Genomic DNA, 23,819 nt, shown 5'->3' with positions numbered 1-23,819 from the left:
GTTCAGTTCCTCTCCCACACCGAGGCCGGACGGGCCAGGACCCGCTCCGCGGCCTCGGCGATCCGCGTCCGCTGCTCGTCGTCGACCTTGGCGAACAGCTCGGGGTCCCGGCGCCGATAGGCGTCGTACCAGTCGTGCTCCCGCTCGGCGGCGACCTCGGCGGCGGAGCGCGTGTCGTCGCCCTTGCTGTGCGGGCCGAGGCGGTGGGTCGCGAACTCCACGACGACCGGGCCGCCGCCGGCGCGCGTCCGTTCGACCACCGGTGCCAGGCGGGCGCGGATCGAGGCGACGTCGTTGCCGGTCACGGGCACGTGGTCGATGCCGAACGCCGCGGCCCGCCCGGCGATGTCGCCGGCCATGGCGTGCGCGGTCGGCGTGGTCTGCGCGATGCCGTTGTTCTCCACGACCACCAGCAGCGGCAGCCGCCACAGCGCGGCCAGGTTCAACGCCTCGTAGACGGCGCCCTCGCCCCAGGTGCCGTCGCCGATGTACGCCACGGCGATCCCGGGGCGGCCCGTCCGCCGGAACCACAAGGCCGTGCCGACGGCCACCGGCAGGCTCTCGCCCTGCACCCCGGTGGACAGGTAGGAGTCCCGGAAGATGTGCTGACTGCCGCCGACGCCGGAACAGACGGCGCCCTCGCGGCCGGTCATCTCGGCCAGCAGGCCCTCGGGGTCGTCGAAGCGGGCCAGGTAGTGCCCGTGGCCGCGATGGTTGCTGAACACGAAGTCGTCCGGGTCCAGCAGCGGCCGCAGGGCCACCGGCACGTACTCCTGGCCGAGGCAGGTGTGCGTGGTGCCGTTGAGCAGCCCGCGTGCGAACAGGTCCAGGACGGTCTGCTCGAAGTGCCTGATCATCAGCAGGCCGGCGAGATCGTCGACGTCGATCCCGGGATCGACCCCGGTGACGCTGACGGCAGTACCTGTTTTCACGACAGGTTCCCTTCCGGAAGGCTTCCGTAGGAGTTCGAAAAGATCAAGAGGGGCCGACCGCGGTCACCCCGCGTCATCCGCGGCGGCGAAGGTGAACTCCCTGGTGGCGGACAGGGCGGGATCACCCGGCCGGATGTACAGCCGGCCGCTCCCCGGCAGCGCGACGGCCGCGGCGACCGTGCGCTCGTACCGGATGTCACCGGTCCCGACGACACGGATGGGAGGGGCCGAGAGCAGAGCGAAGTGCTCCTCCACCCCCGCGTCCGGTGCCATCGTGGCGAGACCGGCGCGGCACGCCTCCAACCTCCGGCGGGACGAGTTCCGCGCGAAGACGTTGATCTCGTCGAAGGGTTCGAATTCGGGGTGGAGGAAGTGGTTCGTGTGCTCGGCCTGTTGGGCCTCGAAGCACCGGAACCCGCCGTCCAGAGCCTCCACCCAGACCGCTTTGGTCGCGTCGCACAGCATGAACGACCGCGAGCTGGCCAACGGGAGACCGCGCAGGCACTCGACCGCCTCGTCGACGGTGGCCGCGGAGTCCAGCACGTGGCGAATGGCCAGGTACGGCGGAACTCCGGGTTTCCAGTCGCCGCCGAGGACCAGGTTGAGGCCCACGGCCAGGCCGTCGCTGTTCACGCCCAGATAGCCGAGGAGGCCCGCGAAGCTGAGCACCAGGACCCCGCGCGGGGAGCCTGTGAGCCGGATGTCGAGGACGCTGATCTGATCGTCCAGGTCGCCGTTGAGGTCCACCGTCTGGGCCAGTACCGGATGGGAACCGGCCCTCGCGTAGGTGGTGCAGTCGCCTCGCGCCGGGATCTTCCGGTAACCCAGGATCTCCCGACGCAGTTGCAGCAGCAGCGCCTGGTCGCGGTGGATGCCGATCCCGTCGGCGAGTCCGGTGATCTCGTCCGCGAGCCGGGGCAGCTCCGCCGTGATCACCTTGTCGAACGCGGACAGCACCGGTGCGAGCCCGGACATCGTGACCTGTTCGTCCAGAAGCAGGTCGAGACGGCAGAGCGAGTCGTCGACGAAGCCGCGCAACGGACCCGCGAGGGCGGCGCCGTGCCGGCGGCCGACCTCGTACGCATCGCCGCGCAGACGCAGATGGGTGATGCCCGCGCCGCCGGTCACCCCACCATGTCCTGACGGGTCACCTTCGGGTGAGCGGCCAGCTCGCCCTTGAGCCAGGGCCACTCGCCGCGCACCACGCTGTAGTAGACCGCGTCCCGGCGCCTGCCGCCCGGCATCGGGTTGAAGCTGCGGAAGGTCCCCTCCTCCAGGGCACCGATGTTGCGCAGGCCCGCCCTGGCCTGCACGTTGAGCTTGTCCGTCTTGAACTCCACGCGCTCGGCGCCCAGGGTCTCGAAGGCATGCTCGAGCAGGAGGTACTTGGCCCAGCGGTTGATGCCGCGGCCCTGGAAGTCGACGCCCAGCCAGGACCAGCCGATCTCCAGGCGCGCGTCCGCCTCCGAGAGGTTGCCGAAGCTCATGCTCCCCGCGCAACGTCCCGTCGTCCTGTCGGTGATGTGGAAGACCACGCGCCGGCCCGCCGCGTGGTCGGCGACCATGCCCTCGAAGAACGCGTCGAAGTCCGCCTCGGTCTCGACGAGGCTCACGAAGTAGCGCCAGATCACCGGGTCCATCGCGATGTCGTGGATCGACTCGCGGTCCTCGGGAACGATCGGCCGCAGCGTCACGTGGTCGTTCTCCAGCGTGGCCGCGGCCAGCTCCGCCCAACTCACTCTAGGCAGCCTTTCCCGTGTAGCGCGACAGGGTGTCGACGACGTCGTGGAGGGTGCGCATCTCGGCGACGTCGCGCTCGGTCAGATGCGAGAGGTCGACCGCGAGGTCCTCGCAGAGCCGGGTCAGGAACAGGACCTTCTGCAGCGAGGTCAGTCCGTGGTCGGTCAACGCGACGTCCGGGTCGATCCCGTCCGGATCCGCGGCCGGCTGGAGCGCGGCCGACAGGTTCTCCCGCGCGATGGTCTCGATGTCACTGGGCATGGATACCGTCCTGGTTGTTCGTGATCTCCGCCTGGAAGGCGGCGAAGATGGCCTGACGCCTCGGCTTGAACTGCGAGGTGAGCATTCCGTTGGCGATGCTGGGTCGGGGGCTCGCGACCACGACCTTGCGGATCCGTTCGTCACGGCCCAGCGAGGCGTTGGTGCGGGCCAGCTGGTCGGCGATCGCTTCGAGATCGGGCGTGTCGGAGGACGGCGAGACCACCGCGACCAGGGACGTCTGCGCGGGGCAGAACACCACGCACTCCTCGATCGCCGGACTCGTCCGCATGTGTTCCTCGATCGGCCGGACGATGACCTTCTTGCCGTTTCCGAGCACGATGACGTCGTCGGCGCGCCCCTGGATGAACAGGAAACCGTCCTCGTCCACGTAGCCGAGGTCGCCGGTGCGCACCACCCCGTCCGCCACGAACATCCGCTCGGAGTCGCCGGGCTCGGCGAACTCGTAGCGCCGGTTCACCGGATGCTCGCTGCGGACGAGGATCACGCCGTCCTCGTCGAACAGCACCTCCTTGCCCGGCAGCACCCGCCCCGCGCTGCCCTCCTTGTGGGCACCGGGGTGGTTCTTGCTGACGATGCACGTCTCGTTCAGCCCGTAGCCCTCGTAGAGGGGAAGGCCCGCGTCGGTGAGGTAGCGCAGGACCTCCCGGTCCGCCGGTGCCGACCCCGTCCACAGGTAGCGGATCCGGTCGCCGAACAGCCGCCGCGCGGCCGCGCGGCGCGCCGCGTCCGGCGTGACGCCGTCGGCGCGTGCGGCGTCCCGGCCGATCTGCTGCTTGGCGGCCTCGAAGAACGCCGGTACACCCATCACCACGGTCGGCCGGGCGGTCGCGAGCGCGGCGAAGGCCGCGGCGTACGTGGTGACGGTCGCGTCGTGGCCGAAGCAGAGGGCGGAGTAGATCCAGTACCGCTGCTGCAGCAGCGAGAGCGGAAGGAAGACGAAGAGGTTGTCGTCACCCCGGTGCTCGAAGATCTCCTGCACGGCCCGCATCGACGCGTCGATGCTGCCGACGGTGGCCCCGAGCCCCTTCGGCGCGCCGGTGCTGCCGGAGGTGAACTTGATCGTCGTCACCTCCTCGGGCCCGTACACGACGGGCTCGGGCAGCTCCGTCCATGTCCGTCCCGCCGCCTCGGCGACGTCGGCGAAGGCTCGGACCGCCGCGGGCGCGTCGGCCGGCACCTCCTGGTCGGTGAACAGGGCCTTGAGCCCGTAGCGCGCCACCAGCTCTCCGGCATCGGCGAACTTGCCCGGCTCGAAACCCGCGACCACCACCTTGAGCCGGAGCGCGGCGAGGTCCAGCAGCACCCATTCCAGGCTGTTGGCCGCGAGGATCCCGACGCGGTCCCCGGGCTCGACGCCGAGGCTCCGCAGGTAGGCGGCGACACGGCCCGACTGTTCGTACAGTTCGGTCAGGTCCAGCGTCCGGCGGCTGCCGAGCCGCAGGAAGGTGATCCGGTGGCCGGGAGCCGGAGGCCCCGCCACCACGCGGTTGATCACAGAGTCCGTCATGCCGTGGCCTCCGCGGGGAGCGGCCAGTCCGACGGCAGGGCCTGGAAGTAGGACCGGTCCTCGAGGCCGATCCGGGTCCCGGGCGCGACCAGCTCGACCTGGGCGGGCCAGGACGAGAGATCGACCGTCCCGAGCGCCTCGGCGAGTCGGGCGGCGAACCGCGGCATGACCGGCGCGGCCGCGCGCGCCAGCAGCTGGGCCGCGGCCAGTTCCAGCGCGACGGCGGTTCGGGCCTCGTCGCTCCAGTCGGCGATCTGCGCGATGCGTGCCTCCGCCTCGGCGAACCGCCGGGCGTCCACGACGATCCCGTCCAGCTCGGCGGCCGCACGGTTCAGCGAGAATCCGTCCTGGCCGAGACTGTCGGCGACCGCGGCGAGCCGTATTCCCAGACGGTTCAGGAACGCCGTGTGCTCGGGGGTCCAGACGCCGGCGTCGGGGGCGATCCCGCCGTACTGCCCGGCGATCCGCGCGCCCAGGTCGTTCAGCCAGCCCTCCCAGCCGTCCACCAGGACCCGCTGGACCGTCTCCGTGTACGCGTCGAGCTCGAAGTTCGTCCGCCGCTGCTCCGGACGGGTGAGCGACAGGTAGTAGCGCACCGCGTCCACGGTCTCCGGGCGCAGGATCTGCTTGCCCCAGACGGCATGGCGTCGGCTGGTGGAGAACTTGCCGCCCTCCAGCAGGTAGAACTCGTTGACGTGGTAGTCGATGTCGGGATTCCACGCGGGGTACGCCGACCGGTAGAGCGCCGGGTAGAGCACGGCGTGGTAGAAGCTGTTGTCGTAGCCGAAGAAGTGGACGAACTTCCAGTCCTGTTCGGGAGCGACGGCTCGCCAGTGACGGCCCAGACGCCCGCCGAGGGCTTCGATGCCGTGGAGGAAGCCGTAGGACATCTCGGGCCAGACCCAGATCACCTGGCCGTCCACGGTCGTCTCCGCGGGTGCGACGCCCCAGTCCGAAGGGTGCGTCACGGGAATGTCGAGGTCGGTACGCGCGAACACCCGGTCCGCCAGTTCACGCAGTCGGGCCGGGACCCGGCCGAGGCGGTGGTGATCGGCGACCTCCTTGCCGAACTCGTGGAGCGGCAGGACGAAGCGGGAGACCGGCTGCCGCTTCGCGAGTGTCTGCGAGCGGTTGCTCCGCGGGTCGACCAGGTCGACGCAGACGTTCGGCTCGCCGCATTCCTCGCAGATGTTGCCGCTGGTGGCGCCGCCGCATCCGGGGCAACCGCCCGAGACGTCCACCTCGTAGAGGTACGCGCCCGTCTCCGCGTCCACGAGGGCGTCCGTCCGCCTGGCGGTGACCGCACCCGAGTCGACCAGTTTCGAGAAGTACCCGCGCAGGCCGTCCCGGTAGTCGGGATCCTCGTCGGTCGCGGTGTACTGGTCGACCTCGATGTCCATCAGACGGAGCGTCGCGGCGATCTCGGCGCTGTAGTGCCCGGCGGTGAGCGCCGGTTCGCGCCCCTCGCGGCGGGCGCACTCGACCACGTAGCTCTGGTAGTCGTCGCTCCCCGTCAGGTGCCACGCTTCGGTGCCCCGCATGCGCTGGAACCGGACGTAGGCGTCCGCTCCCAGGTAGGGACCGGACAGATGGCCGAGGTGGAGGTCGCCGTTGGGCGTGGGCGGGGTCGAGAAGACGAACACCGGCCTCTCGTGGAACCGGCGGCGCGTACCGCCTGCCGCCGCGGCCTCGGCGGCGCTCGCCGGGTCGCGCCAGTACAGGTCGAAGAAGACCAGGTCGACGTCTCCGTCGTTCTCGACGACGTGTGTCTCGAAGGGCTCGAACTGGCACACCGTCCCCGGCTCCACCCGGATACGCCGACCGTCGAAGACCACCCATCCGGTTCCGGCGACGACGACGAACATCTCGATCTCGTCGTGCTGGTGCGGATCGGAGGTGACGCCCGGAGCCACCCGACCCCAGCCGGCTCCGGCGCTCATCTCCGCCACGGAGCTCATCTCGATGCCGAATGCCTGGTGCAGTTCCTCCGTGGAAAAGACGCTCACGTTCATCGGTGACTCCCTTGGTCGGAAACGTTCTCAACGGCGGTACGGAGCAGGTGCGCCGCCTCTACGGCGATGGCGGGTGCGAGGCGGTAGCCGGAGCCGTTGGCGGAACCCGCGAACACCAAGCGGCCCTCCTCGTCCAGAGGGCGCACCAGCGGCTCCCGATCCGCGCTGTACGCGTCGCAGAACACCCGCCCGCTGCGGGCGGAGTCGGCCAGGCGGGGGGCGCGGCGGACCAGTACCTCACGGGCCTCGGCCAGGTCCGACGGGGAGACGCCGCCGGTCAGCCGGTCGGGGTCGACGTCCCAGATCCGACTGGTGTAGCTGAGGAGCCAACGCCCTTGCTCGTGCAGCGGGAGCAGGAACGCGTCCTCGTCGTGGAAGACGACGACTCCGTCCTCGGCCGCCGGCGGTCGTTCGATGTGCAGCGCGACGACCTTCTTCACCCTGACGTCCAGCGGGGTGAGCCGCTCCCGCCAGGCCGGTGCGGCCAGCCATGGGCCGGGTGCGAGCACGACCGCGTCGGCCGTGACGCGTTCTCCTGTGCCGAGCCCGAGTTCGTAGCCGCTCCCGACCCGGTCCAGGGAATCGACGCGGACCCCTTCCCGGAAGCTCGTCCGTGGCCGCAGGGACCGGGCCAGGGCGCGGGTCAACGCCCCGACGTCGGCGTACTGGCAGCCCTCGCCCGTCCAGGCCGCCGTCTCGTCCGACAGGGGTGCCAGCCACTTCGGCAAGGCGTCCACGCGGGACAGGCCGGCCTCGTCGAGGTAGGCCGTCTCCACCACGTCCACGCTCGCGCGGTCGGACACCACCAGCATGGGTACCGGACGGATGGGCAGCGCGGGCTCCGCGTCGAGCAGGGCCCTGTAGTAGGCCTGGCTGTAGCCGGCCATACGGCGCACACGCTCCGTCGCGCCGCGAGGGAAATGCAGACCGGCCGAGCGGCGGCTGGCTCCGGACCCGACGGCGTCCTGGTCGAGCACCAGCACGGAGGCGTTCGGAGCGGCGAGCACCAACTCCCGTGCGATCGTGCATCCGATGATGCCGCCGCCCACGATGGCGAAATCGACATGCGTCATGGCTCAACCCACGCTCTCGTCCGGGCTGAGCTTCGCCGACCATTCGATGAACGAGGGTGCCGGCTCGTCGCTGCGCACGCATCGAAGGCGGTCGATGATCCGCTGGCTCCGCCAGGCGAGCAGGCTGAGGTTCTTGTCCGCCAGTCCGCGCTGTCGCAGTGCCGCGTTCTGGAGGAAGACGCTTCGGTTCGAAGGGCCGTCCCACCTCACGGCGAAGTCACCGTCGATGCGGTACTCGTCGCCCTCGCGCTCGAGTCGGTCCTCGATCGGCGCGAGGAAGTCGGGCGCGGTGGTGCGGAATCCGGTCGCCCAGACCACCACATCGGCGTCGACCTGCCCGAGGACCTCCGGATGGTTGCTGTTGGACAGCTTCAACGACCACGCGTTGTCGGAGGCGGAGACCGCGATCACGTTCCGGTTCGGGTACAGCGAGACCAGGTCGGTGTTGCCGTGGATGAATCGCTCGGCGTAGATGCGCTGGTAGATCTCGCGGAGTGTGCTCTCGGAGATGCCGTCACTGGTGAGGACGTGTTCCCGGTTGAACGACTCGCGCGCCTCCTGGTCCAGCCGGGCGAAGTAGTCCGAGTAGCCGGGCATGTAGTAGTCGTTGGTGAAGGGCGAGTCGTCGATGGGGTAGAAGTTGCGGCGGCGCGACACCCACGAGACCCGGCGCGGCCGCTCGGCGGCCGGCCGCGAGATGAGGTCGAGGAACGCCTCGGCGCCCGACTGGCCGCCGCCGACCACGCAGACCCTCTTCCCCGCCACGTCGCGGCTGCGAGGCACGAATTCGCTGACGTGGAACTGGGTGGGGCCGAGGTGGTCACGGGCCGCCGCGGGCACCCAGGCACGGCTGCCTATGCCGATCGACACGTTGTTCGCCGTGACAGTGCGCCGGTTGGTACGCAGCACGAATACGCCGTCGAAGTCGACGGACACGACCTCCTCGCCGAACACCACGTTCTGGTTGCGCCGGCTCGCCCATTCCAGGTAGTTGCGAAATTCCTGTCGGGGCACCGCGCTGAACTGAGCATTGATGAAGTGGTAGATCCGCCCTTTGTCCTTCAGATAGGACAGGAAAGAAAAGGGACTGGTCGGGTCCGACAGACTCACCAGGTCCTTGAAGATGGACACCTGGAGCGTCGCATCGGGGATCTGCTGTCCGTCATGCCAACTGAACTCCTCGCGTTTCTCGAGGAAGAGATTCGGCAGCCCCGGACGGCCGTGCAACAGAGATGCGAGACTCAGGTTCGCAGGGCCGACACCGACGCCGACACACTCGTAGTGCTGTTGGTCACTCATGGCTCTCCCCGTGTATGCATCAAATGTCTTTCCGTACCCGGCAGCCAGGGTGAGCCAGGATGTATGGGTTCGGATCTGCCCGTTCCATCGCTACGACAGGGGAGGGCACATCAGCGCTCCACTCGACGTGCACCGCGTCCGGACGTCGCTCGGGATCGGGCGGCGCGCGGCCGTCGTCCCAGCGAGTCCGCAATGATCATCTTTTGGACCTCGGACGCTCCCTCGTAGATGCGCAGGGACCTGACCTGCCGGTACAGGCGCTCGGGGACGCTGTCGGCAACCAGGCCGGCCGCCCCGTGCATCTGGACGGCGGCGTCGACGATCTCCTGTGCGGCCTCGGTGGCGGCCAGTTTGGCGATACTCGAATGCTTCGCGTAGCCGGGATTCCCGTGGTCGAGCTCCCACGCGGCCCGCGCGACCAGCAACGCCGTGTAGCTCAGCTTCACTTCCATGTCGGCCAGCGCACCCTTCACCAGCTGAAGGTCCATCAACGTGCCGCCCTGGATCCGCCGCTCACGGGCCCGCTGGACCGCCGAGTCGGCAGCGCGCCGGGCGAACCCCACCGCGGCCGCCCCCACCGTCATCCGGAACCGCTCCAGCAGGTCCGTCGCGACCACGAACCCCTGTCCGGGACGTCCGAGGACGCTCGACTCGGGGACCAGGCAGTCTTCGAAGGCCAGGTGTCCGAACGAGCGCGGAGCGACCAACGGCACCTCCTCCAGCACCCGGACTCCTGGCGTTCGCGCCGGTACCAGGAACGCCGTGAGCCCCAGGGCACCAGGTCCGCCACCGGTTCGCGCGATCACGCAGTGCAGATCCGCGATGCCGGCATGGGCGATCCAAGCCTTTCGGCCGTTCAACAGGTAGCCGTCGGGCACTCGTTCGGCGATCAGGCCCACTGCCGAGATGTCGGAGCCGGCCTCCTCCTCCGAGATCGCGAACGATCCCGCCACCTCACCCGACGCCATGCGCGGCAGATACTCCAGCTGCTGCTCCTCGGTTCCGTACCGGAGGATCGGGGTCGCCGACAGCGCTTGGATGGAGAAGGCGAAGTCCGCCAGATCGTCGGCGTACGCAAGGATCTCCCGGGCCAGACAGATCGAGCGGTAGTCACCGGCGGCGGACCCGTTGGCGGGATCGAGGAATCCCAGCCATCCGGCGGAGCCGAGCGCGCTCAGGATCTGCCTGCCGGCCTTCTCCGGGGTCTGCTCCAGCGGACGTGACCACAGGGCGGCGTGGCCGGCGCACCATTCGGCGAGTTCCACGGCCGCGGTGCGGTGCCGCTCCTCGTAGAACGGCAACGCCAGGATGCCCTCATCGAGGCCACTGAACAGCGCGTGATTCATGTTGCCCTTTCAGATCCGCAGGTCAGCATCGGTCGAGACGGCCGCGTGCCCGACGGCACCTTGATCGGGCGGTGCTCGATGAAACCTACGCGGACGAAGCACGGCCTCACCAGAATCCGAGGCCCTCTCGCGGCACCATGCCGATATCGGCGCCCGTGACCGGACTTTCTCTCCATCAGGAAACGCGGGTGGTGGCGGATTCACGGGCATGACGAACGGCGAAATGGTGGTCACCACATGCCTGTCTCGCCGGCGAGACAACGCCCCCGCCGGCCCATTCGAGAATGCCGGTTCAAGTGCTACGGCGCAGCCCTTCAGCGGGGCTGCTTACGGAGCAGAACCCCGTACCGTACTCCAGGAACCGATGCGGCCAGCAGGTAGTGGCCGTTGTCGCGAAGACGACCGGCCGCTGCGAGATCCGTCAGGTTGATGATCGGGTCAGCGGCGAAGCAGTGGCCTACCCGTGCGATGTTCTCGGTGTACAACTGCGCCGCTGAAAAGCCCGCCTGAAGCTCTTTCATGACGATGATGGCTTCGAAGATATTGGTGTGCATGAGGATGTCGACCTGGTCGACTCCGATGGACGCACGTTTCATCAGCTGTGTGTTCACGCGACGGGAGAGGTCCGGACTGATCTGGTTCGACCAGTCCAAGTCCTTCAGCTCGTGCGCCGCGGCACTGGCGACGATCTCGTACTCCCCGTCGGTGTCCGACACCAGCACGGCGGCCGCGCCATCGCTGAACAGGGCGAACTTGGCCAGTCTTTCCGCTTCGACGGTGACTCTGTCGGTGGTGACGACCAGGACGCGCCGATGCGTTCCGGCGGCCACGAAGGCCTCGGCGACTCGCAGGCCCGCCAACAGGTTCGTGCAGCGGTCGAGCGTGATGCCGAGGAAGTCGGTCCCATCCGTTCCCAAGCCCTCCGCGATGGTCCGCACGAAGCCGCCGTGGCTGTCCGGGCCCCCTGGAAAACTCGTGCAGCACAGCACCAGCGCGTCGACGGAGGACGGGTCGACGCCGGCGGCGCGGAGCGTCGCCCTGCCCGCCTCGACCGCCAGGGCCTCCAGCGACTTGTCGCTCCGGTGCACATGGCCCCAGCCCCACAGCTCCGGGGCGTACGGAACTCCTAGTTCACCGGCCCGTGCCTCCAGCTCGGGAGTCTCGGCATGGTGCGACGCGATCTCCCCCAGCACGTACTGCGGTCCGCTCAGGAAGACGGGGGAGGAACTCATCGGTGCTCCACAACGGGATGTGTGTTCGGACGGTCGATTTGTTCGGAGGCTGCGGGGGATCGGCCTCAGCCGGCGGGCGCAGCCTCGGATCCAGGTCCGGATCCGGACCCGGAGGCGAGTTCGGCCGCCAGGCGCTCCATCCCCGCTTCGTCCAGGCCGTCGAGGGCCGCCAGCAGCTGCGCGGCCGCTTCCGGAGAGGTGTCGTCGAGTGCTGTCCCCGCGGCTCCGCCGGCAACCGCTCCGGCAGCGGACGCGGCCACGGACCCGCCTTCGGCCAGCACCCGCGCCGTCAGACCGTCCAGGGTGAGCTCCAGCAGCTCGGCGGCCGGGACGTCCACACCGAGGTCGGTCCGCAGCCGGCTCCACAGCTCGATGGAGGCGAGCGAGTCGAACCCGAGCGAGACCAAGGGGACGTCGCGGTCGAACGGGCCGGTGAGCCGCGCCCGGATCAGCCCGTCGAGATGGTCAGGGACGGCCATGGGGCCGTCGGCGTCGCCGATCGTCATCTGCCCGCCGCCTTTCCACCGCGACTCATCGGCCATCTCCCTGATTCTCGAACTGGGTTCGCCATGACTCTCCTGTGCAATCAATTCGGACACCCGGCCTCCGAAACGGCGGCCGAGATCGCTTCGCCGCAGCGCGCGATCACCCGCGCAGGTCCCTGCCCATGCCGCGGATGTCTCGCCGGCGGGACAACATCGTGATCGGCGGAGCCCGCTCATGCGGGCGCACGAGCCCAAAGCCCCGGCCCACCCCGTCGCGGAACCCACGTCATGAGTCCGCTCTCCTGCCCAGCACGGGCCGGGACGCGCTGACCTCGGCACCGAGCAGAGCGGCGAGCTCCCCGAGCGTCTCCACTTCGAAGAACGCCCGCAGCCCCAACTCGCGGCCCATGACGGCGCGCACCCGACCGATGACGGTCATGACGAGCAGCGAGTCTCCGCCGAGAAGGAAGAAGTTGTCGTCGACGTCCGTGTGCGGAAGGCCGATCACCTCGGCCACGATCTGGCACAGCTGCCGTTCACGGGGGTCGTCGGACACCGAGACGCTTCGGACGGTGTCCGACACGGTGCTCGACGGCGCGCCGCCCGACAGTGTCCTGCGGTCCCACTTCCCGTCGGGCGTGGTCGGAAGAGCGGCGAGTACCTGCACCCGGTCGGGCAACAGCGCGGCGGGGAGCCTGTCGCGCAGGAACTCCTGGACGGTGGCGGGCGTCAGCGCGTCCTGGCCTTCGTCGCAGGGCACGACGTAGGCCACCAGTTCGGCCACGCGGATGCCGGTCCGGGTCGCCACGACCGCGGCGTGGGCGATGGCGGGATGCCCGAGCAGCACGTCCTCCACTTCGGCCGGCTCCATGCGCAGGCCGCGGACCTTGAGCTGATCATCGAGGCGCCCCCACAGCTCCAGCTGCCCGTCAGGACGCAGCCGGCCCCTGTCGCCGGTGCGGTACATGCGCTGTCCGGGAACAGGACTGAACGGGTCGGCCACGAATCGCTCGCTGGTGTGCGCCGGCTGTCCCGCGTACCCCTGGGCCACGCCCGGTCCACCGATGTAGATCTCGCCGACGAACAGGGGAGGCAGCAACTGCATCCGGTCGTCCACGACGTAGATCCGGGACGTGCCCGACGCGCGTCCGGCCACCGGCTTCGGGTGTTCGCGGATCTCCGCCCTGGCCGACTCGACGGTGCATTCGTTGAGGCCGTACACGTGGAAGGCGAGCAGCCCGGGCTGGTCGTGCAGGCGCTGCCACAGCCGGTCGGACGGGGTCTCGCCACCGACCATCACGATCTTCGGTGGGTGCGGGAGTGTCAGGAGGCCGTCCTCGAGCAGCTTCTCCAGTCGGCCGCTCGCGCATTCGAGTACATCGATCGCCGTTTCGGGATTCGAGCCACGGGCGAGGAGCCGGTACGGGTCCGTTCGCTCTCTTTCGTCGATCAGCAGCAGCCGATGCCCGAAGGCGATCATGCCGAGGCAGTGGTTGACGAACACGCCGGAGGTCAGGGAACTCAGTGCACCGACATTCACCTGACGACCCTTGGGCAACCGCGCGTACAGCGGCGCCAGTTGGGTGGTGACGTGCGAGAGAAGGCTCGCCTGGTCGATGATCACACCCCTGGGCCGGCCTGTGGAACCCGGTGCGAAGACCACGTAGGCCGGGCGACGCGCGAAGCCGCCGCCGGCCGGGTCGTCTCCGGAGGTCTTCGCCGGGTCCGCCGACAGGTCGGCCGTCGAGACGACCTCCGCCTCGGCGAAGACCGCCTCGTCCGCGATGACGAGAGCGATGCCCGCCTCCTCGAGGAGCATGCGGTGGCGCAACTCGGGGTGCTGCGGATCCAGCAGCAGGAAGGCGCCGCCCGCGCACCAGGTGGCGAGCATGGCGACGATCAGATCGCTGCGCCTGTCCAGGCAGATCCCCACCACGGTGCCGGTCCGCACCCCCCGCGCCTCGAGGCCCGCGGCCATCGTGCGGGCCCGGTCGGCCAATTCGGCGAAGGTGAGCGACGTGCCGTCCGCGACGACCGCTTCGCGTTCGGGCGCGGTGGCCGCGGTCAGCTCGAAGAGGTCCCACACGGAGGTGGGTTCCGGGGGAGTACGGTCGCCTTCCGGTTCGCCGCTCGTGCCGAGCGCCAGGGTGTGCGTCAGTGCCGCCCGGTCGAGCAGCGGGATGCTGCCGAGCGCGACGTCGGGTTGCCGGCTGAGTGAGACCAGCAGGTCGCCGTACGCGTGGGCGAACCGCCGCATGGCTTCCTCGGAGAACCGCCGGCGGTTGAATTCGACGTTGAGTGATACGTCGCCTGCCAGCTGCTGAACGTCCAGCCTCAGGTCGAACTGGAGCCCGGACAATTCCGCGGGTTCCGGCAGGAGCGTCACCTGGAGACCTTCGAGGGCCCATACGTCGCTCAGGTCGAGCATGCCGTAGGTGATGGCAGCCTGGAACAGGGGGTTGCGGTCGGCGTCACGCTCGGGAGCCAGTGCGCCCACCACCACCTCGAACGGAACGTCCTGGTAGTCCAGTGCGTCGTGAATCGTTTCGCTCACGACATCGAGAAGCTGATCGAAGGTCAGTGCCGAATCCACCTGGCAGCGCAGTGCCACCGTGTTGGAGAAGAATCCGATCGTTCCGAACAGTTCTGGGCTCGGCCGGCCGAGCGTCTGCGTTCCGACCGATACGTCGCTCGTTCCCATCCAACGCCGCAGCAGAACGAAGTATACGGACAGCATGCCGGCGAACGGGGTCACCGAACGAGCCCGGCAGAACTCTTCGAATTCTGCCACCACATTCTGCGGGACGGCGATCGGCAACCGCGATCCGATCATTCTGCCCGGGCTGTCCTCGCCGTCCTCGGGCATCGGCGCCGGCTGAATACCCGCCAGCTGGACACGCCAGTAATCAAGGGCGGCCTCGTCCACCTGGGAAGTGCTCTCCGTCAGGCAGAAGTCGGCGTACTGTGCGGCCGGCACCGCCAAGGCGGGCGCGTGCGGGTCTGCGTAGGCGAGACGGAGTTCTTCGGCGAACACCTTCCCGGAAACCTCGTCCGTGATGATGTGATGGAACACGAAGACCAGCAGGTGGAGGCTCGGCGATATCCGTATCACCGACGTTCGCCAGAGCGGGCCCGACGACATGTCGAAGGGGAGGTCGACAACCCTCCTGGCCTCGGCGTCCGCCCACGCTCGGCGCACGTCCGGCGAGTCGCCCTCGGCCTCCACGACGTCGATCAGGACCGGCTGCGTGGCGTCGCCGTCCTCGTCGTGCACCAACTGGAAGACTTCGCCGTCGCGCTCCAGGAATGTGGTTCGAAACGCCTCGTGCCTGCCGCGCAGCACGTGAAGCGCGCGCTCCAGCCTGTCTGTCGAGAGATCACCGGTAACGGTGAGAATCGGCCTCCATACGTCGGAGGAGTTGTTCGGGCGCATCACCGAGGAGAAGTACATCCTGCGCTGCGCCGATGAGGCGGGAACCATCCGCGAATGACGCTTGCCCGCGAGACCGTCACCCTCAAGATCCGGCATATCCAGCCCATGTGTGTGACGTATTCGGGGCACGGAAGCCCTCCCCTATCGATCGGCCGTTTCTTCGACAACACCTTATTTACAGGCTCGATCAACGCAATCGTTCGAGCGTGTGTCAGACGGTCTCACGTGCTCCGCGTCGAAAGATCGTCGCCGCAGGAAAGACGTGGACACGAACAGGACGCCCTCTGGGGTCATATCCAGCCATGGCTGGAATGGTTCGCTCTGCCGACCTGTCTCGCCGGCGAGACACCGCCGGGGCGCAGGTGCACTCTCGCATGGATCGGCATGGAACGTGGCGAATTGTCCGATGGGAGGCATGGGGTGATGTGGAAATGGGTGGCGCAAATGGGGCCCCGAGAGATTTTGCTTAAAGAAAACGTTTATCGGTGAACGGCCGCTGGGGGCCGTGTGAGCCCTCTCGCGCGCCGTAGCGAGCGGCCCACCCGTCGCGCACAATTACGCCCTGGACGACATCCAACCGTTACGGTTGGCCGGTACACGCAAAGCGTCAACCAACGGGGGATCGTTGAGCACTGCCATTCTAACAAAACGGACAAACGAGACAATCGCACGGAACGTTGCAACGGCAAGCACTGCGGGACAGCTGCGGAGTATGGGCGTGCAGTTCCACAAGTCCGGCTTGTCGTTCACATCCAAGCAGAGCGTCAATATGTGGGAGCAGGTCGGCACCGGACTGCTCTCTTTCGCGGACTCTTCCACCTGGTGGGTCGCCGACTGGCTCGTTTACGGTGAATCCGAGTTCCAGGACCGTTACCACGAAGCCGTCAAGCGGACGTCGCTCAGTTACCAGACGCTTCGTAACTACACATGGGTCGCGCGCAAGTTCCCGCTGACCCGCAGGCGGCAGAATCTGAGCTTCAGTCATCACCTCGAAGTGGTCGCGCTCGATCAGCCGGAACAGGACTACTGGCTGAGGAGAGCGGAGGAGATGGGCTGGAGCAGGAACAAGCTTCGCGGTGAGGTCCGTAGCAGCCTCCGCGCGCGGCAGGGTGAGGTGGCCGAGCCCGAGAGCCGTGCTGAGCTGGACAAAGGCGCTCCCACCGGGACCGGTTCGGCGTCGGGGCGGGTCGAACCCGCCGCGGCCGGATCCGGCTCGGGTCCGGACCGGAGTGACGCCGACCGCTCGCCCGAGGCGGGCCTGCTGCACATCGAACTCCCGGCAGAAATCCTGGCGCGGCTGCGGACCGCCGCCAGCAAGGAAGGTGAGCCGGTCGAGACCTGGGCGATGGAGATACTGCGGCGGGCCGCGGGCGGGTCCTGAGGCGAGGGTGCCGTCGCGCGTCGGGAGACCTCCTGGTGTCTTCCCGGCGTGCGGTGGTCGCCGGTACCGTCCTGAATGCGAGCCGTGGCAATGTCGTCGCCCGTCACAGGTCAGGTTCGGTACATGCTTTCGGTGTCCTCGAAATGGATTCGCCGTAAACATCCTGAAGAACGAGCCTGATGCGGTGCCGAGTTCGCTTGTCCCGCCGGCTGGACAAGGTTTTCATCCGCAATGCAAACCGGGATCCTTCATGTGCCTGGACGTGTTCACCCGGCGTCCATGATGATGAAGTCGCTGTCGGGTGAATGGCATTCTAAGTATGAGGATGATAAATGACCCTGTCATTGTTGTGCGTACCCTTCGCCGGGAGCGGCGCCGGCTTCTACAGGGCCTGGCCGAACGGCGGTGAGCAGAGTCTCCGGATCGTCCCGTTGCAGATGCCGGGCCGGGAGGAACGTTTCCTGGACGACCCGTACAAGGACGCCGCAGAGGCGGCCAAGGATCTTGCGGGCGCCGCGCTCCGCCTTGTCGGCGGGGCGGAACGAGTGGCGCTCTTCGGGCACAGCCTCGGCGCCGTCCTCGCCTACGAGACCGCTCGTGAACTCCAGGCCCAGGGCTTCACCGGGCTGGAGCACCTCTTCGTGAGCGGATCCCCCGGTCCCCGGAGCGGTCGCACCGGGCGGACCGCGGAACTCGACGACGACACCTTCGTGGAGCGGGTCGCGGATCTCGCCGGGTACCGGCACGAGGCACTCGACGACCCCGAGCTGCGGGAGGTGCTGCTTCCGTTGCTCCGGGCGGACGTCGCCCTGCACGAGGAGTACCGACCCGTTTCGGACGAGCCGTTGACGCTGCCCGTCACCGCCCTGCGAGGGACGGACGACGCCTTGGTGAGCCGGGCCCAGTGCGCGACCTGGGAAGGGGCGACGACCGGGCCGTTCGAGCTGAGGGAACTCGCGGGTGGACACATGTACCTGACCGACGGGGCACAGGAACTGCTCGCCGTCATCGACGCCGCGACGCGAGGCGCCCGCACATGACGCGCGACAGGAGAAGCGCCGCGGGTCCGGCCCTGGAGGGCCGGACCGTGGTGATCACCGGCGCGGGCCGCGGCCTGGGACGCGCCTGTGCGCTGCGGTTCGCGGAAGAGGGAGCCGACCTCGTTCTGCTCGACGTGGGTGAGGACATCGGAGGCGTCCCCTACCCCCTGTCGACGAGCGGTCAGCTCACGCACACCGCCAAACTCTGCGAGGAGCGCGGCGCGGCGGTGCTGGCGGAGCCCGTCGACGTCCGCGGCAACGTCACGCCGGCTGTCGAGAAGGCACTCGACCGCTTCGGCCGTATCGATGTCCTCGTCAACAACGCCGGCATCGCCGCCCCTTCGGGAAAGGCTGTCCACGAGATCACCGAGGACGAGTGGGGCCTGATGCTCGACGTCGACCTCTCCGGGGCGTGGCGCATGATCAAAGCCGTGGCGCCGACGATGATCGCCCAGCGGCGAGGCAGCGTCATCAACATCTCGTCCACCGCCGGTCTGGTCGGCTACCGGCACTTCGCGGGATATGTCGCCGCCAAGCACGGGCTGATCGGGCTGACCAAGGCCGCGGCCCTCGACTACGGGCCGTACCAGGTCCGGGTCAACGCCCTCTGCCCGGGCTCCGTCGTGGACGACCCGGTGGTCGACGGCCGGATGCTGTCCGAGATCGCTCGCTCCCTGGACGTGGCCGGGGAAGACCACGAGAGGGTCTTCGTCGAAGCGCAGCCGATGAACTCGCTCATCGCACCCTCCGACATCGCCGGCGCCGCCCTCTGGCTCGCCGGTGACGATTCCCCTCAGGTGACCGGCAGCGCACTGACGGTCGACGGCGGTTTCACCGCGCGCTGACCCGCGTCGGCCGACCGTGTTCCCCGCATTCTTCTTGGCGCACCGACAGGAGTTCTCCGATGGCGACAGCCCACTGGTCCGTGCCGCCGCAGTCCCACGAGCAGGCCGCCCTGTGCCACAGCTTGACGATCAGTTGCCCGAAGCCACCCGCCACCGGCGAACTCCGGCGACGGTTGGAACAGGTCGGCGAGCTCGCCGACGGCGTGCTGTGGGAACGGCGCACCCGGGAGCGCTCGACGGCGCCTGCGGCACGGCGGTACGCGGAACAGGAAGCCCGCCGGCCGCTGCGCGCCACCTCCGGTCCGCGGCTGCGCATCACGCTCGTGCGGCACACGGACGACGTCGCCGATCTGGTACTGGTCGCCTCCCGTGACGCCCTGTCCCGGGCGGCACTGAGCGACCTGGCCGGTTTCCTCACCGGTGGTTCCCTGCCCCGGGCACGTCGCCATGACACCCTGCGTGAAACGGGCGGGGCGGGTGCCGCCCCACCCGCCGGGCCGGAGTGGGGCTTCGGGGACCTCGCGCGCCGCGGTCGCGTCGGTGCGGCCCGCTTCTCCACGACGGTCCGCGAGAACCCGGTGGACCGGAAGCTGCTGACTTCCGCGGCCGCCATCGTCCTGGCCCGGTACGACGCCGAGGAGACACCGCGGATCGCCCTGCTCGATCCCGACGCGGCAGGACCGCACGCGCTGTACACGTACGTCTTCACGTACGACGAGGCCCTGTCCGTCGCAGGTTTCCTCGCCTTGGGGCCCGAGACGTCGGAGCCCGCGGGCGAACCGGCGACAGAACCCGGGGGTGGCCCCGCGATCGCGCTGGGCATGGTCTTCGGCGAGTGGGACGAAGCGCGGCGGTACCACCCCTGCCTCGCGCCCGTCTTCCCCCTCACGCTCCAGGTCGAGCAGCGCGCGGACCGGTCCTGGAGCGGCACCTGCTGGTACGACGAGGGCGCGATCGATCCGCGGATCGCGCGCGCCTTCACCGACCAAGTGGCACATGTCGCGCAGTGGTTGGCGGATCTCGGCGAGTCCGGGGAGGAACTGCCCCTGTCGGCCACCCCCCTGATGTCGGCGGCACACGCCGCGGACATCGTGCGACGGGGAGCGACTCCTGCGATCGCCGCGACCCCCACGGCCGGTTCGACGGTCCACGGGCGCTTCGAGGACCTGGCACGCCGCCATCCGGACGCGGTGGGCGTGACGGACGGCACCCGCACGCTGACCTATCGCCAGCTGGATGAGCAGGCGGAACTCATGGCCGAGGGGCTGCGCTCCTCGGGGGTGGTGCCGGGGAGCACGGTGGGCGTGTGCCTGGAGCGCGACGCGATCCTCGTCGTCACCTTGCTCGCGATCCTCAAGTCCGGCTGCGCCTACGTACCCATGGACGTCACGTACCCGCACGAGCGCCTGCGTTACACGGTCGACAGCGCGGGGGTGCGCCTCGTCGTCTCCACGGTCGACGTGTTCCCGGTCGTCGAGGGCGTTCGGTCCGTGCCCCCCGAGGAGCTGGTCCGGCTCGGCGAGCGGAGCGTCCCCCGCGGCCGGACCACGTCCTCCGACGAGAACGATCCCGCCTACATCATCTACACGTCCGGATCGACCGGTCGGCCCAAGGGTGTCGTCGTCCCGCACCGCAACGTGCTGGCCCTGGTCGACGGCACGGCCGAGGACTTCGGGCTCGGCGAGGACGACATCTGGACGATGTTCCACTCCAGCGCGTTCGACTTCTCCGTCTGGGAGATCTGGGGCTGTCTGCTGACCGGCGGGCAACTCGTGGTGGTGCCCTTCTGGATCACGCGGGACACGGGCGAGTTCCACGCACTGCTCGCCGAACGGCGCGTCACCGTGCTCAGCCAGACGCCCTCCGCCTTCCTGCCTCTCGTCGCACAGGACCGGGAATCGCCCGCCGAGCTCGCGGTGCGCCTGGTGATCTTCGGTGGTGAGCCGCTGGACGCCCGCGAGCTGCTGCCCTGGTTCGCCCGCCACCCGCAGGCGGAGTGCCGTCCGATCAACATGTTCGGGATCACGGAGACCACCGTGCACGTGACGGCGCAGACCGTGACGCCCGAGGCGGCTCTGCGCGGGAGCCGGTCGGTGGGCCGGGCGCTTCCCGGCTGGTCGGTGTCCGTACGTGGACCGCGAGGAGAGGTTCTGCCGGTGGGAGCGGCGGGTGAGATCTGGGTCGGCGGGGCTGGAGTCGCCCTTCGCTACCAGGGGCAGCCGGAGCTCACGGCGCGACGTTTCGTCATCGACCCGGTGACCGATGAGCGGATCTACCGCAGTGGCGACAAGGGCCGTATGAGCCCCGACGGGTCCCTGGCACACCTGGGCAGGATCGACAGTCAGGTGAAGATCCGCGGGTACCGGATCGAGCTGGACGAGATCCGCAACGTCCTGCTCGGAGCACCGTCGGTCTCCGGGGCGACCGTCGTCGTCCACCACGACGAGAGCGGCGATCGGGCGGCCGACCGGCTGGACGCCTACGTCGTGCTCGGGCGGGGCACGACAGTGGCCGGCGTCGCGGAGCACGCCAGGCAGCTGCTGCCCGACTACATGGTCCCGGCCACGGTCACCGAACTCGATGTCATCCCCTTGACGATCAACGGGAAGGTGGATGTCGCACGACTCCCCGCACCGACCGCCCCTCGGCCGGCCGAGACGGAGTCCCCGGATCGCGTCGGGACCGGGTCCGCCGACCGGCTGGAGCGTGACGTGCTGGGCATCTGGAGCCGACACCTGGGTACGCGGGTCGGCCCGGAGGACAACTTCTTCACGCTGGGCGGCAACTCGCTCCTGGTCGTCCGTGTACTGGCCGAGGTCAAGGGGCTCGGAGCGCCGAAGATCGCCGTGCGGGATTTCTACCAGAACTCCTTCGCGCGACAGTTCATCCAGCTGGTCAGGGAGCGGATGACGCCCGCTTCCGACGCCCCGGCCGCCCCTTCCGACGAACGAGAGGGCAGGCGGCGATGAGCGCGCAGGCCGTGCGGGCCGACCTGTGGCTCCGCCGCTACCGTGCGGCCCGATCGGGGGCGGTCAGGCTGGTGTGCTTTCCCCACGCGGGTGGTGCGGCCAACTTCTACCTCCCCTTCTCCCGACAGCTCTCGCCCACGGTCGAGACGCTCGCCGTCCAGTACCCGGGCCGCCACGACAGGTTGGCCGAACCGCCGGCCCGTTCCCTCGCCGAACTGGCGGACGGGGTGGTCGCGGAGCTGGCCGACGTGGAGGAGGACGGGTGCGGACCGCTCGTGCTGTTCGGACACAGCATGGGTGCCGTGGTCGCCTTCGAGGTCGCCCGGCGCCTGGAGCGCGATCCGCTCGCGCTGATCGTCTCCGCGTGCCGCGCACCGTCCCGGCTGCGTGCCGGTTCCGTCCACCTGCGCGACGACGGCGGGGTACTGGCGGAGCTGCGGCGACTGGGCGGCACCGCGGGAGATCTGCTCGGAAACGAGGAACTGTTGAAGATGTTCCTGCCCACCGTGCGTGCGGACTACGCGGCGCTGGCCGCGTACACGGAACCGGAACCGGTGACGCCGCCTCTTGCCTGCCCGATCACGGTGATGGCTGGTGACTCCGATCCCGTCGTACCGGTCGACGAGGCTTTGGCCTGGGCACAGTTCACCACCGGCGGTTTCACGTCCGAGATCTTCCCCGGCGGCCACTTCTACCTGACCTCGTGCGCGGACCAGGTCACCGAGTCCGTCCTCCGCACGGTGAAGAGACACGGCTGAACCCGCCGACCGGAAAAGACGGGGGCCGCGTCCGTGGTCAGGTGAGGCGGATCGGGGCGGGCAGGAGCGCGCGGGTGGGTACGGGGTGCCACCGGACGGCTCCGGCACGGTCCCGTACGGCACGGCCGAAGGCCTGGTCCCCGAAGTGGAAGCCGAAACCGTACGTGCGGGGGGCGAGCAACCGGGACAGGAGCTCCGTACGGGCCTTCAGCACGCCGGCGACGTCCGTGTCGGGGCCGGAGGGCCACTCGGGGTGGGTCAGCTGGGCCGGCGTGTGGAAGGCGTCGCCGAACACCAGGATCCGCCGCCCGCCGGAGGCCCGGACCTCGTACGTGGTGTGGCCGGGGCTGTGACCGGGGGTGATCAGCGCGGTGACGCCGGGCCACACCTCGGCGCCTTCGTCGAAGCGCCGCGACGCGCGGGACATCGGCACCATGAACTCGTCCCAGGACGGCGCCCCCACCTGCACGTCACCTCGCCAGAACGGGGCCCACTCGGCGCCCGCCACCAGGTAGTCGGCGCGGGGGAACGCTTTGCGCGGCACGTGGGCGCGGTCCCGGACGAAGCCGAGGCCCGTGTGGTCGGTGTGCAGGTGCGTGAAGGCCACCGTGTCGACGGACGCCGGGGGGACCCGCAGCGCGCGGAGGGTGCTCAGCAGCGCCCCGCCCCGGCCGGTGCCGAGCGACGTGGGCAAGATGTTGCTGCCCAGGCCCACGTCGATCAGCAGCCTCCGGCCGCCCCGCTCGACGAGCACACCGCCCGCCGAGGCGGCGATGCGCCCGGAGCGGGTCAGTGCCTCGGGGTGGTCGCGCCAGTAGGCGGCGGGGACGGCGGGCAGGAATCCGGCGGGGTCCAGCTCCATGGCAGCGTCGACGACGTAGGTGAGCCGGGTGTCGCCCAGGGTGAGCGTGCGCACGGCCGACTGGTCGTTCAGTGCGCCGATGTGCGGTGCGCCGTGGACCACGTCCCGCTCTTCGTGCGGGTCCGCGGCGTGTGCGACGCCGGACGTGACGCCGGCCAAGGGGGCGGACACCGCCGCCGCGGTGGCCAGTGCGGTGCGCAGCACTCTCCGGCGCGAAGGGCCGGGGATGCGGTGGACGTCTGTCATGGCGAACTCCTCGGAGGCGACGGGGTGCGGGGCGTGCCGGTGGCTTCGGGCGTGGCGGTGCGGACGGGTCAGCCGGTGTTGCGCAGCCCGGCAGCGATTCCGTTGACGGTGAGGAGCAGGGCCCGGGACAGCAGGCGGTCGGGCTCCGCCCCGCCGGCGACCGCGTCCCGTTGCCGCTTCAGGAGGGCCACCTGGAGGTAGGAGATCGGGTCCAGGTAGGCATCACGGACCGCGAAGGTCTGCTTCAACAATCCTTGTTCGGAGAGCAGTTCGTTGCCTCCGGTGATGCGCAGGACCTCGCGGACGGTGAGTTCGTGCTCGGCCTCGATGCGTGCGAAGACGTGCTTGAGGTGGTCGGGGACGAGGGTGTCGACGTA

At 69.3% G+C, this 23,819-nt stretch carries 19 protein-coding genes; 5 read left to right on the top strand and 14 right to left on the bottom strand.

Annotated elements, in window-relative coordinates; translation table 11 throughout:
* Positions 1–2 precede the first annotated feature (2 nt).
* The 12 genes from ACGFYY_RS33790 to ACGFYY_RS33735 form a co-directional block, all read right to left on the bottom strand.
* On the bottom strand, positions 3–932 hold the full coding sequence (locus tag ACGFYY_RS33790) for a thiamine pyrophosphate-dependent dehydrogenase E1 component subunit alpha (RefSeq protein WP_393715295.1): 930 nt from the start codon (positions 930–932) through the stop codon (positions 3–5).
* 63 nt (positions 933–995) lie between these two features.
* The gene (locus ACGFYY_RS33785; RefSeq protein WP_393715293.1) at positions 996–2,060 is read right to left on the bottom strand and encodes a C45 family autoproteolytic acyltransferase/hydolase; all 1,065 of its coding nucleotides are present in this window, start codon (positions 2,058–2,060) and stop codon (positions 996–998) included.
* The gene (locus tag ACGFYY_RS33780) at positions 2,057–2,671 is read right to left on the bottom strand and encodes a GNAT family N-acetyltransferase (protein ID WP_393715290.1); all 615 of its coding nucleotides are present in this window, start codon (positions 2,669–2,671) and stop codon (positions 2,057–2,059) included. The genes ACGFYY_RS33785 and ACGFYY_RS33780 overlap by 4 nt, the downstream gene beginning before the upstream one ends.
* Before the next feature lies 1 nt (position 2,672).
* A complete protein-coding gene (locus tag ACGFYY_RS33775) occupies positions 2,673–2,933 on the bottom strand; it encodes a phosphopantetheine-binding protein (RefSeq protein ID WP_365264352.1) in 261 nt (86 codons plus the stop codon).
* The gene (locus ACGFYY_RS33770) at positions 2,923–4,461 is read right to left on the bottom strand and encodes an AMP-binding protein (protein ID WP_393715287.1); all 1,539 of its coding nucleotides are present in this window, start codon (positions 4,459–4,461) and stop codon (positions 2,923–2,925) included. The genes ACGFYY_RS33775 and ACGFYY_RS33770 overlap by 11 nt, the downstream gene beginning before the upstream one ends.
* The gene (locus tag ACGFYY_RS33765; RefSeq protein WP_393715285.1) at positions 4,458–6,473 is read right to left on the bottom strand and encodes a class I tRNA ligase family protein; all 2,016 of its coding nucleotides are present in this window, start codon (positions 6,471–6,473) and stop codon (positions 4,458–4,460) included. Before ACGFYY_RS33765 ends, ACGFYY_RS33770 begins: the two co-directional genes overlap by 4 nt.
* Positions 6,470–7,546, bottom strand: coding sequence for an NAD(P)/FAD-dependent oxidoreductase (locus tag ACGFYY_RS33760; protein WP_393715283.1), 1,077 nt, complete (start codon positions 7,544–7,546; stop codon positions 6,470–6,472). The genes ACGFYY_RS33765 and ACGFYY_RS33760 overlap by 4 nt, the downstream gene beginning before the upstream one ends.
* 3 nt (positions 7,547–7,549) lie before the next feature.
* Positions 7,550–8,845, bottom strand: a complete 1,296-nt coding sequence (locus ACGFYY_RS33755; RefSeq protein ID WP_393715281.1) for a lysine N(6)-hydroxylase/L-ornithine N(5)-oxygenase family protein — start codon at positions 8,843–8,845, stop codon at positions 7,550–7,552.
* Positions 8,846–8,955: 110 nt separating this feature from the next.
* Positions 8,956–10,191, bottom strand: a complete 1,236-nt coding sequence (locus ACGFYY_RS33750) for an acyl-CoA dehydrogenase family protein (protein ID WP_393715279.1) — start codon at positions 10,189–10,191, stop codon at positions 8,956–8,958.
* 314 nt (positions 10,192–10,505) lie between these two features.
* Positions 10,506–11,423 carry a 3-oxoacyl-ACP synthase gene (locus tag ACGFYY_RS33745; RefSeq protein WP_393715277.1) on the bottom strand — a complete coding sequence of 306 codons (918 nt, stop codon included), beginning with the start codon at positions 11,421–11,423 and terminating at the stop codon, positions 10,506–10,508.
* 65 nt (positions 11,424–11,488) lie between these two features.
* Complete coding sequence (locus ACGFYY_RS33740) at positions 11,489–11,965, bottom strand: acyl carrier protein (protein ID WP_393715275.1); 477 nt, start codon at positions 11,963–11,965, stop codon at positions 11,489–11,491.
* A 229-nt stretch (positions 11,966–12,194) separates the two neighbouring features.
* Complete coding sequence (locus ACGFYY_RS33735; RefSeq protein ID WP_393715344.1) at positions 12,195–15,341, bottom strand: condensation domain-containing protein; 3,147 nt, start codon at positions 15,339–15,341, stop codon at positions 12,195–12,197.
* Between the two features lie 712 nt (positions 15,342–16,053).
* Between ACGFYY_RS33735 and ACGFYY_RS33730 the strand changes: the two genes are divergently transcribed.
* The 5 genes from ACGFYY_RS33730 (at position 16,054) to ACGFYY_RS33710 (ending at position 22,334) form a co-directional block, all read left to right on the top strand.
* Positions 16,054–16,722, top strand: a complete 669-nt coding sequence (locus tag ACGFYY_RS33730) for an LmbU family transcriptional regulator (RefSeq protein WP_393715272.1) — start codon at positions 16,054–16,056, stop codon at positions 16,720–16,722.
* 332 nt (positions 16,723–17,054) lie between these two features.
* Positions 17,055–17,762, top strand: a complete 708-nt coding sequence (locus tag ACGFYY_RS33725) for a thioesterase II family protein (protein WP_393715270.1) — start codon at positions 17,055–17,057, stop codon at positions 17,760–17,762.
* Positions 17,759–18,607: a mycofactocin-coupled SDR family oxidoreductase gene (locus ACGFYY_RS33720; RefSeq protein ID WP_393715268.1), complete on the top strand. Its 849-nt coding sequence runs from the start codon at positions 17,759–17,761 to the stop codon at positions 18,605–18,607. The genes ACGFYY_RS33725 and ACGFYY_RS33720 overlap by 4 nt, the downstream gene beginning before the upstream one ends.
* Before the next feature lie 59 nt (positions 18,608–18,666).
* Positions 18,667–21,576 (top strand): non-ribosomal peptide synthetase, encoded by a 2,910-nt coding sequence (locus ACGFYY_RS33715; RefSeq protein WP_393715266.1) that lies wholly within the window; start codon positions 18,667–18,669, stop codon positions 21,574–21,576.
* Complete coding sequence (locus tag ACGFYY_RS33710; protein WP_393715264.1) at positions 21,573–22,334, top strand: thioesterase II family protein; 762 nt, start codon at positions 21,573–21,575, stop codon at positions 22,332–22,334. Before ACGFYY_RS33715 ends, ACGFYY_RS33710 begins: the two co-directional genes overlap by 4 nt.
* Positions 22,335–22,371: 37 nt before the next feature.
* Here ACGFYY_RS33710 and ACGFYY_RS33705 read toward each other — a convergent pair whose 3' ends face one another.
* Positions 22,372–23,442 carry an MBL fold metallo-hydrolase gene (locus ACGFYY_RS33705; RefSeq protein WP_393715262.1) on the bottom strand — a complete coding sequence of 357 codons (1,071 nt, stop codon included), beginning with the start codon at positions 23,440–23,442 and terminating at the stop codon, positions 22,372–22,374.
* 68 nt (positions 23,443–23,510) lie between these two features.
* A partial coding sequence (locus ACGFYY_RS33700; protein ID WP_393715260.1) for a phosphoenolpyruvate carboxylase occupies positions 23,511–23,819 on the bottom strand: 309 nt, incomplete at its 5' end.

The organism is Streptomyces sp. NPDC048331 (assembly GCF_043201215.1).
Lineage (GTDB): Bacteria > Actinomycetota > Actinomycetes > Streptomycetales > Streptomycetaceae > Streptomyces.
This window is presented reverse-complemented; position numbering and strand designations above follow the sequence as displayed.